This window comes from Endozoicomonas sp. SESOKO2 (assembly GCF_024606245.1).
In the GTDB taxonomy this organism is placed as follows: Bacteria; Pseudomonadota; Gammaproteobacteria; order Pseudomonadales; family Endozoicomonadaceae; genus Endozoicomonas_A.
Genome location: NZ_JAHHPQ010000295.1, coordinates 1 through 10,511 on the forward strand (window position 1 = coordinate 1; position 10,511 = coordinate 10,511).

At 46.5% G+C, this 10,511-nt stretch carries 6 protein-coding genes; all 6 read left to right on the forward strand.

Annotated elements, in window-relative coordinates:
• Window positions 1-86 precede the first annotated feature (86 nt).
• Window positions 87-1,604, forward strand: a complete 1,518-nt coding sequence (locus KDK17_RS06790) for a hypothetical protein (RefSeq protein ID WP_257274616.1) — start codon at window positions 87-89, stop codon at window positions 1,602-1,604.
• A 142-nt stretch (window positions 1,605-1,746) separates the two neighbouring features.
• Window positions 1,747-3,240 carry a hypothetical protein gene (locus tag KDK17_RS06795; RefSeq protein WP_257287675.1) on the forward strand — a complete coding sequence of 498 codons (1,494 nt, stop codon included), beginning with the start codon at window positions 1,747-1,749 and terminating at the stop codon, window positions 3,238-3,240.
• Between the two features lie 154 nt (window positions 3,241-3,394).
• Window positions 3,395-4,993, forward strand: coding sequence for a hypothetical protein (locus tag KDK17_RS06800; RefSeq protein ID WP_257287676.1), 1,599 nt, complete (start codon window positions 3,395-3,397; stop codon window positions 4,991-4,993).
• A 165-nt stretch (window positions 4,994-5,158) separates the two neighbouring features.
• Window positions 5,159-6,643 carry a hypothetical protein gene (locus tag KDK17_RS06805; protein ID WP_257287677.1) on the forward strand — a complete coding sequence of 495 codons (1,485 nt, stop codon included), beginning with the start codon at window positions 5,159-5,161 and terminating at the stop codon, window positions 6,641-6,643.
• Between the two features lie 97 nt (window positions 6,644-6,740).
• Window positions 6,741-8,273, forward strand: a complete 1,533-nt coding sequence (locus KDK17_RS06810; RefSeq protein WP_257282008.1) for a hypothetical protein — start codon at window positions 6,741-6,743, stop codon at window positions 8,271-8,273.
• A gap of 278 nt (window positions 8,274-8,551) precedes the next feature.
• Window positions 8,552-10,306, forward strand: a complete 1,755-nt coding sequence (locus KDK17_RS06815; protein WP_257287678.1) for a hypothetical protein — start codon at window positions 8,552-8,554, stop codon at window positions 10,304-10,306.
• Window positions 10,307-10,511: the final 205 nt, after the last annotated feature.

The following is a 10,511-nucleotide window of genomic DNA, read 5'->3' on the forward strand; positions in this document are numbered from 1 at the left end:
ACCAATTTATTGCAACCGCAGTAGGACAGCCTTAAGTCCGACAGGCTGCTAGGATTCAGGTTGACATTTTCATGTGAGTCCTGAAAGTGATTAAGTTGCATTATCATTTAGCTCAGCTAATCGCTCCGCTATTCCTGTTACAGGTTCTGAGTCTGGGAGCTCAGAACGCAGTTAAACCCACAACGCCTTCTGGTACAACCTACCCGACAAAAGTATTATGCGACAGCCTTATCGGGCAGCCCTCAGGGGTCCGGCAACGGCTGAGCCAATACAGCGAACTGGTTCGCGGGCGACAATGTGTTGTTCTCAGTGCCGATCCGACAAAGGATTTAGCTCAATTGATCAACGGGCTTCCAGACGACACCGTGATACTGCTCTCCTCCAGCACAACCACTACCATGACGCCTTCTCCTTCCGTTGCTACGGTGGCAGGTAAAACCCCCGTAAATTACTTTGTTGGCAGTGAAATACTTTTAAAGAACGGTCAGGATATTATTGGGGCTGCTGATGATGGTTTCGAGGTCGTCATCATGCCCGATAAAAGTTATTCAAATCGATATATGCTCAGAGTTGGAGACTACGTCGACTTTAAGTTTGCAGAAACAAAAGACAGCAACATAAGACACATAACTTTCCGTGACAATAGCCCTGAAGGCCATACACTTAAACGCGTTAACTCTATTGTTTATGGAGAATGCCATAACCGGAGACTGATTATGGAAAACAACGTATTCCATCTTACAGAATCGATCGGAGTCAGACTTGAATGCAGAGGAACCCTGGATGCATCGGCCAATAATTTACGCACCGGACCGGGCCTGCTGTTTGCCAATAACGCATTTAAAGGCGAAAGCTACAGCCTGATAAGCAACTTAGACTTTATTCCATTGGAAGCATTAGCTGTTTCTTATCCCGGGATCAAGCATCAGTCAGAGAAGCTCACTGTTATTGACAACGTATTCCAAGGCAAGATATCAGAAGTGGGACATTTCACTCTTGGGTCCGGAAGCCGCATGAATATCTTCAGAAACATTATCGACGTCGATAATAGTGGCACAACCTATCACGAATGGATCATGGGACACAGTGCACATAAACATGGCTTCGCTCTCGCGGGTCTTACCGATGAATATGCCGATGCCGATGCCGATTCCGATGCCGACCCCCCTCTCTTCAATGTGGCAGGCAATCGGATCAGCGTAAAAAATACAGCCATTAATATCGATGGAGAACTTAAACTGGCTTTGGCCTGCAATCACCTGCAGGCAGTCAAACCCTGGCGACAAGAACAACATAAATACAGCCTGATCGCCATTGATCCATTCCCTCTGGCAGGCGATTGCAAAAAGCCCCTGAGATTTCACCAAAGAGCCACTAAACCACAATCTGCATTCTGTAAGATTGTCAATACCTGGACGCCTACCAATGGTTCTCCTGCGGGTACTATCAGTGGTCTGACCAACCTCGAGGGGCAGTTCTACTTTAACTCAGCCAGTTGCCAGACAAGCACTTCAACCAGAATCTCTGCTGCTATTAAGGGCACAACCGTCACTATGACCGCTTTGGGAATTATGACCACATTGGCCCTGTTGTTGAATCTGTAACCTGAACTCGCCTCTGCGCTATAAAGAAGCTGCCTCAAAAACAGCAGCCAGCGATATTCCGGACATGTTTTAACATCCTTAATAGATAGGTATAAGTTCATAGGCTAGGATTCAGGTCAGCATTTTCATGGGAGTCCTGAAAATGATTAAGTTGCATCATCATTTAGCTCAATTAATCGCTCCTCTATACCTGTTACAGGTTCTGAGTCCGGAAGCTCAGAACACGACTCAGAACACGACTCAATACACAAGGCCGGCTCAGACAACCCTGCCGCCAACGACGGTATTGTGCGACAACCTTACCAGTCAGACTTCAGGGGTTCAGCGACGGCTAAACCAATACAGTGAACTGGTACGCGGACGACAATGTATTATTCTTAGTGCCGACCCGAAAGGGGATCTGGCTCAATTGATCAATCGGCTTGGTGATAACACCGTGATACTGCTCTCCTCCGGGACGACCACCACCATGAAACCTTCTTTTTCCGTTACCCCGGTGGTGGGTAAAACCCCTGTTAATTACCTGATTGGCAGTGAGATAATTTTGAAAGACGGTCAGGATATTATCGGGGCAGCAGACAACGGTTTCGAAGTCGTCATCATGCCTGACGGAAGTTATACAGATCAATTTATGGTAAGAGTTGGAGACACCAGTAACTTTCGGTTTGGAGAAACAAAAGACAACAATATAAGACACATAACTTTTCGGCCAACAGGGCCTAAGGGCCTCAGACCCATTCACTCTACTGTTTTCGGGAAATGCTATAACCGGAGACTGATTATAGAAAACAACGTCTTTCATCTTCCGAAAGACAGTGGAGTCAGACTTGATTGCAGTCAATCTCTGGATGCGTCGGCCAATGATATGCGCACCGGGCCGGGCCTGCTGTTTGCCCACAACACAGTAAAAGGCAAAAGCTATAGCCAGGGAGGCAGAGAACTTATTCCAACGGAAGCGGTTACTATTCATCATCCTGACATCAAGCATCAGTCACAGAAGCTCGCTATTATTGACAACATATTTCAGGACAAGATATCAGAAGTGGGAAAGTTCACTCTTGGGCCAGGAAGCAGCATCAATATTTTCAGAAACAGAATCGACGTCGATAATAGAGGCACAAACGCTCATGAAGTGCAAATGGGACATCGTATGCAAAAAAATGGTTTCGCTTTCAAGGGTATTACCGATTCAAATGCCGAACCTCCTCTCTTCAACCTGGCTGGCAATCAAATCCGTGTAAGAAATACAGCCATCAATATCGATGGACAAATGAAACTGGCCCTGGCCTGCAACTACCTGCAGGCAGTCAAACCCTGGCGACAGGAAAAACATCGATACAGCCTTAAAGCCGTTGATCCATTATCTCTGGCAGACCAGTGCAAAAAATCCCTGAGTTCAAGCGTTGGCACAACCAGCCATCCATCTGCACTCTGTCAGATTGTGAATTCCTGGACGGCCATTGATGCCTCCCCGGCTACTGCCTTAAAAGGACTGACCAACCTCGAGGGTCAGCTCTACTTTGACCCGGCCATCTGCCAGGCAGCCCCTTCACACTCTGTTGTTATTACGGGTACAACCGCCACGACGACCGCTTTGGGTATCATGACCACACTGAACTTATTATTGATTCAATAACCAGAGTTTCTCCCGTTTAAAGAAGCTGTTGCAACGCTTTGGTTCCCATGATCCCGGCGTGTGAACATGTGATTTTCCTGAAATATTTTCACGTCCTCAATGGATACGTATAAATGCCAGGATGCCAGTCGACATATTCCCGGGAGTCCTGTAAATGATTATTTTGATGCGTCATTTGGCCCAGTTGTTCGCTCTTCTACTTCTTTCACAGCCCACTGGCCTTCAGGCTCAGAACACAACTCAATTTGTCGCCCCTTTTTCTACATCACCCGCTGCAACAGTGCCATGCAAGACTCTTGCAGGAAATACGACAGGGGTTCAGAAACGGCTAAACCAATACAGCGAACTTGTCCGTGGACGACAATGCATTGTTCTCCATGCCGATCCGACAGAGGATTTAGCTCAATTGATCGAACGGGTTCCGGAAAACACCGTGATACTACTTTCTTCCAGGACGCCCCCTTCCAGGACGACCCCTTCCATGACGACCCCTACAGTGACGCCTTCTTCCTCTGTTACCTCTGCGACAGGTAAAATCCTGATTAACTACTTTATTGATAGTGAAATAGTTTTGAAAGACGGTCAGGATATTTTTGGGGCTGCTGATGACGGTTTTGAAATCGTCATTTCGCCTGGCGAAAATTTCCTGGATCAATATATGATCGTGGTTGGAAAAAGAAGCACTTTTCAGTTTGGTGAAATAAAAGACAGCTATATAGGCCACCTTACTTTCTGGCCAATTGAACCTAAGGGTTACAACCCTATTCATTCTATTTTTTTTGGGAAATGCTATAGCCGGAGACTGATTATAGAAAACAACGTATTTCATCTTCCAAACTGGATCGGAGTGAGAATTGATTGCTATAGATCTCTGGATGCATCGGCGAGTGGTCTGCGCAGTGGCCCTGGCCTGAAGTTCGTCAATAACACGGTCACGGGGGAAACCATCCGCGAGTCTAAAGTCACCTACATACCCTTAAGAGGGATATTTATTCAACTTCCAAACATCAAAAACCAGACAGCGGAACTCGCTGTTATCGAGAACACATTCCAGGGAAAGATGGCAGAGGCGGGTGAATTTATTCTTGGACCCGGAGGCCATATGGACATCTTCAGAAACACTGTCGTCATCAACAATACTGGCAAGACATCTCGGGAAATTATTAGAGGAGAAGTTCAACGAACAGGAGGGTTCGGTTTGATTGGTCATACAGATACCAATGCAGAACCTCCTCAATTTAATCTGGTGGGCAATCAGATCGAAGTATCAGATACCGCTATAAGTGTCGAGGCACAGATTGAGCTAACTCTGGCTTGCAACCATCTGCAGGCAGTCAGTCCGTGGCGACAAAAGCAAAAAAAATACAGCCTGAAAGCCATGAATCCATTACCACTGGCCGGTGAGTGCAATAACGCCCTGAGTTCAAACGTTGGCATGACAACCCTTCCACCAACACTTTGCCAGATTGTCAATATCTGGACGGCCATCAATGACTCTTCGGTTACTGCTATCAGCGGACTGACTAACCTTGAGGGTCAGTTCTACTTTGACCCATCAATCTGCCCGACAGTCACTTCACCCCCTGCTGTTATTAGCTCGACACCAGCGGGTCAAAACGACACTGATGAAATTCTCATTTTGTTTGAGTGTCAAAACGTCACTGATGATATTACCAGTTCGTCAGCGGGAAGAACCTCCGCGACGACCGCTTTGGGTATCATGACCACACTGAGCCTGTTATTCATTCAATAACCTGAACCCATTTCTCACGTTTTAAAGAGGCTGTCATAACACTCTGGTTCCCATGCTCCCGGCCTGTGAACGTCTGATTTTCTTGAAATATATTCACGATATTAATGGATAGCTACAGATACGTGGACTAGGATTTCTTCTCAGGCTTTCCCGGAAGTTCTGAATATGCCGAAGCCTCATCGTAATTTGATCCGGTTGATAGCTCCTTTATTCCTGTTTCAGGCGCTGGTTCTGCAGGCTCAGACCTCGACCAGCGCACCTGCTACTTTGACGCCTCTTCCAACAGTATCGTGCGGTTCTCTTTCCGGAGAATCGATGGGGGTCATGCAACGACTACAACAGTATAATGAGCTTGTTCGTGGACGGCAGTGCGTTGTTCTCAGCGCCAAGCCCGCTGATGATTTGAGTGAGTCGATAAAACGGATACCAGAAAATACCGTTATCCTGCTGTCCTCCAGAACCACTTCTCCAACTGTGACGCCTGTAACGGGTAAAACCTCTGTAGGTTACCTGATTAGCGATAATATTTTTTTAAAGGAAGGTCAGGACATTATCGGGGCTGCTGATGATGGTTTTGAAATCGTCATCGCTCTGCATCCTGGTTTTACTGAGAGATATATGATCGGGGTTGGAGTCAGTGATGACTTCCAGTTTGGAAAAGCAAGAGACAATCACATAAAACACGTTACTTTCCGGCCAACTCAGGCAAATGCCCGCAATGCAACTTACTCTGCTATTTACGCACAATGTTATAACCGGAGACTGATTATAGAAAACAACGTATTCCACCTTCCAACCTGGGCTGCGGTTTACTTTTCTTGCCGAGAGGCCCTGGATGCATCTGCCAATAATTTGCGCCCGGGCCCAAGCATTCATTTAGCCCATAACACCTTCGTAGGTGAAACCTTGAGGGCATTAAACAACGACGTGATTCCCACGGAAGCATTATTTGTTAGTGTTCCTAACATCGAGAGACAGTCAAAACAGATCGCTATTGTTGAGAACACATTCAGGGGCAAAGTCTCTGAAGTGGCTGAGTTTACGATTGGAGCCGGAAGTAATGCAGATCTCTTCAGAAACACTATCGACATTAACAATACAGGCAGGACTCGTTCTGAAGTTCATTTAAATCGACAGTTTCGAAGAGGGGCCTTTGCTCTTTTGGGTCTCAGAAATACCAGTGCAGAACCTCCTCTCTTTAATTTTGCTGGCAACCACATCCAACTGACTTCAACCGCTATAAACATCAATAGACATCTTGCGGTGACACTGGCATGTAATCAGTTTCGGGCCGTTAATCTCTGGAATCAAATTAATAGTTACTACAGTCTGAAAGCCATTGATCCATTATCAATGGCAGATGAATGCAAAAAACTCCCAGGCTCAAATGCTACCACTCCCATGACACCCTGCCACCAGATTGTGAATACCTGGACTGCCATCACTCATTCCACAGCGACGCCTTTGAGTGGACTGGAAAACTTCGACGGTCCGATCATCTTTGACGCAGCAGTCTGCCCGACACTTCCTGCGCCGACTGCTACCCATCATAGCAGAGTGCTTAATAATACTGACGAGATCACCACTGCATCAGTCATGACAACTGCTCTGGGTTTCATGGCCACTCTGACTGTATTGTTGAATCTATAACCTGAGATTATGTGAACTGAGACGGTAGCACAGGCTTATGGCTAATTTTGAATGCAGCGTCCAGGATTCCAATAGACTATTCCAGGGAATCCTGAAAATGCTCAAGCTGCAACGTTATCTGGCTAGGTTAATCGCCCCTGTATTTCTGTTACAGGCTCTCTCTACAGAGGCTCAGACGTTTCAACCTTCAACAACATCCCCGACAGCTTCAACACCCTATCCGACGGTATCGTGCGAGTCTCTTTCAGAACAAACGATGGGGGTTCGCCAACGGCTAGACGAGTATAGTCGCCTTGTTCGCGGACGACAGTGCATTGTTCTTAATGCAGACCCCACAGTAGATACTGCCAGATTGATCAGTCAGATTCCTGAAAACACCGTGATACTACTCTCTTCCAGCACTCCCCAAGGAGTGCCACCTTCCCCATCCGTTAACCCTGTGACAGGTAAAACCCCGGTTAGTTACTTCATTGACAGTGAAATAATCTTAAAGGCTGGTCAGGACATTATTGGGGCTGCTGATAAGGGTTTTGAAATCGTGACCACACTTTCCACAGGTTTTAAAGAGCAGTTCATGATCAGACATGGAAACAGAAGCGACTTCCATTTTGGAGAAACGAGAGACAATCATATAAAACACATCACTTTTCAGCCATCTGAACCTGATGGCCACAGACCCATTAAAAGTATTATTCTCGCATATTGCTATAACCACAGACTGATTGTGGCCAACAACCTATTCTATCTTCCTGACTGGTACGGAGTTGAACTTGATTGCAGAAAATCTCTGGATGCATCTGCTGATGACGAGCGCACAGGCCCTGGCCTGCAGTTTGCGGATAACATGATAATAGGTGAAACTTTCAGCGCAGGACCACACAACATTACCTCCTTGTATGGGATAAATATTATTCTTCCTGCCATCTATAATCAGTCACAGAAAATCGCTATTGTTGATAACAGATTCCAAGGCAGGATGGCAGATGTGGGTAAGATTAGTCTTGGAGCCGGAACCAGTATCGATATTTTCAGAAACACGATCGACATTGACAACTCAGGCGGGACACATCTTGATCTTCGTGGTCAACAAACTCAAAAAGGTGGTTTTATTCTTACTGGCATTACAGATACTGGTGCAAAACCTCCTCGCTTTAATCTGGCAGGCAATCAGATCCGCGTAACAGACACCGCTATAAGTATTGAGGCACTGATCGCACTGGCTCTGGCTTGTAACTTCCTGCAGGCAGTCAATCCATGGCAACACGCTCAACTAAAAAACGTCACAGCCCTTAATCCACTGCCTTTGGCAGGTGAGTGCGAAAAATGCGTGAGTCCAACCGTAATTAGCGCATCAATCAGTCCACCCACATACTGTCATATTGTGAATACCTGGTCGGCCATCAACAATTCCACAGCAGCCCCTTTGAGTGGAATGACCAACTTTGTAGGTACGTTCTTCTTTGACTTTACACACCACTGCCCGACAGTCATTAGTATCTGCCCGACAGTGACCATTATTGTTACGAAGTCCAGCTCCGACAGGATCTCCACTGTATCATCTGTAGATGCAACGACCATAAGCACTGCTCTGGGTGTCATGGCCTCCCTGGCTGTGTTGTTGAATTTATAACCAGTTAGCTAAGGAACGGGCTCTATGAGTGGCTCAGGAGTCAGAACCGGAATTCTGGGAAAAAGCACTTAACCCTCTTAATCAGTGGTTGCCGACAGGCAATCCACTGGATTTTTCGGGTAGGCGACTTGGTTATTTCATGAGGTGACTCAAAATAATGGAGAGAAGGAGACGGCATAGTCCACCTGTTTCCTCGCAACATCTTATTCGTATTAATGGATAAGTAGAAATGCAGCGACTAGGCTTCCTATCTAGGGGCCTGACCGGGAGTTCTGAACATGATCAAACTGCAATGTTATTTAGCCCGTTTAATCACTCCTATACTCCTCCTACAGGCTCTGAGCTTACAGGCTCAATCTACAAGCGTAAGCCCCTCTACTCAGCCCCCCCTCTCTACAGAATTGTGCGAACATCTTTCACCCCAGTCAATGGGGGTTGACAGGCAAATAAGCCTTTATAGCGATCTTATTTACAATCGACAGTGCATTATTCTAAAAGCCAATCCGACAGAGAATCTAAACAAGTTGGTAGAACGGATTCCTGAGAACACCGTCATCCTGCTCTCCTCGGAAACCGTCCCTAGCCTTGTCACTTCCTCTGTCTCAGCCTCTGCCTCTGTCTATGCTCCTACTCCTGCTAACATCTCTTTCCCTGCTGGCGCTTCCGTCAATACGAATACGACCTCTAATCCGGTAGTTCAGTCAAACAGCACGACAGTGATGCCTTCTTCATCCGCAAGCCCTGTGCCAGTGAAAACCACGGTCGAGTACTTTATCGACGACGAGATTCGTTTGAAAGACGGCCAGGACATCATAGGAGCTGCTGATGAAGGTTATGAAATTATTATCAGGGATCGGCCAGGATATATGGTCAGGTACATGGTCAGGGTTGGAGCTCCCGATAACTTCCGGTTTGGAGAAAGAAGAAGCAGTAATATACGACACGTTACTTTCAGTCCAACTCGAGAGAATAACTTTCCATCAGTTGAGTCCATTATTTACGCAGAATGCTACAACCGGCGACTGATTTTAGAAGAGAACGTATTTCATATTCCCAGCCGGGCCGCAGTTAACCTTGACTGCAAGGAACCTCTGAATTTATCGGTCTTTTATTGGCACCGAGGTCCGGGTTTGGAGTTCGCCAACAACACGATCATTGGTAAAAAGTATACTACGCTTCAAAGTCGTCTGATTGCTGATGTTATTCCTGACCAGGGAATACTCATTAATCTTCCTGCCATCAGGAACAGGTCAGGTCTGTTAGCTGTTATTGGGAATACATTCCAGGGCGATATGGCGGAGGCGGGAGAGTTCAGACTGGGTCCCAAAGCCAGCATGGATGTCTTCAAAAACACGGTAGACATTTCCAATCATGGTATTACAAATCTCGACCCTGTTCGCAAAGGCGGATTCGTTTTTGTAGGAACCACAGAAAACGAAACAAGATTTCCTCTTTTTTACCTGATTGGCAATCAGATCAAAACAACACAGACCGCTTTAACCATCAGTGGACAAGTTGCTCTGAACCTGGTTTGTAACCACCTGCGGGCAATCAGACCCTGGTGGCAGCCGCTGGAACGGTTCAGTTTGATAGCAGCCCACATAACGCTGGATGACATGACTAAACAAAGATTGTGCGAAAAAGTCATGAGTTCACCTGATGTCTGGCCAATTCCCACTCAAACAACCGTGAATATCTGGACCGCCATAAATGATTCCCCAGCCACTGCCTGCACCGGACTGGTCAACCTCTTGGGTCAGTTCTACTTTGCCACGGAAGTCTGCCAGAAAGTCAATACATTCTCTGGTTTCATTGCGGGTAGTAATGCGTTCCTCGATGCATCGAATATAAGCACAGTTGTGACCACCAACTCATCAAGCACAACATCACTCTCCAATTCATCAAATACAATATCACTCCCCACTCCATCAAGTATAAATACGACAGTTGTTCCCACTTCATCAGCGCGTAAAGCCGCAGTGACTTCTGCTATAGGCGTAATAACCACTCTGGCTATATTGTCATCTCTATGACTCTTAACCTCTCCGGCTTGAAAAGGCCTTGGCAAAACTCCGGTTCCCATACATCGGCGTGGGAACCTGAAAGGTATATCCAGCGCACTGCGAACCGATCATTCTTCGGCCCATAGTGTTCAGGAAGTGCAAGCAGCCTGTCGGACTTATGCGTCCGTAGCGAGGATTGCAAGAAATTGAGGATAAAAATTTCTGCTTCTGAGGA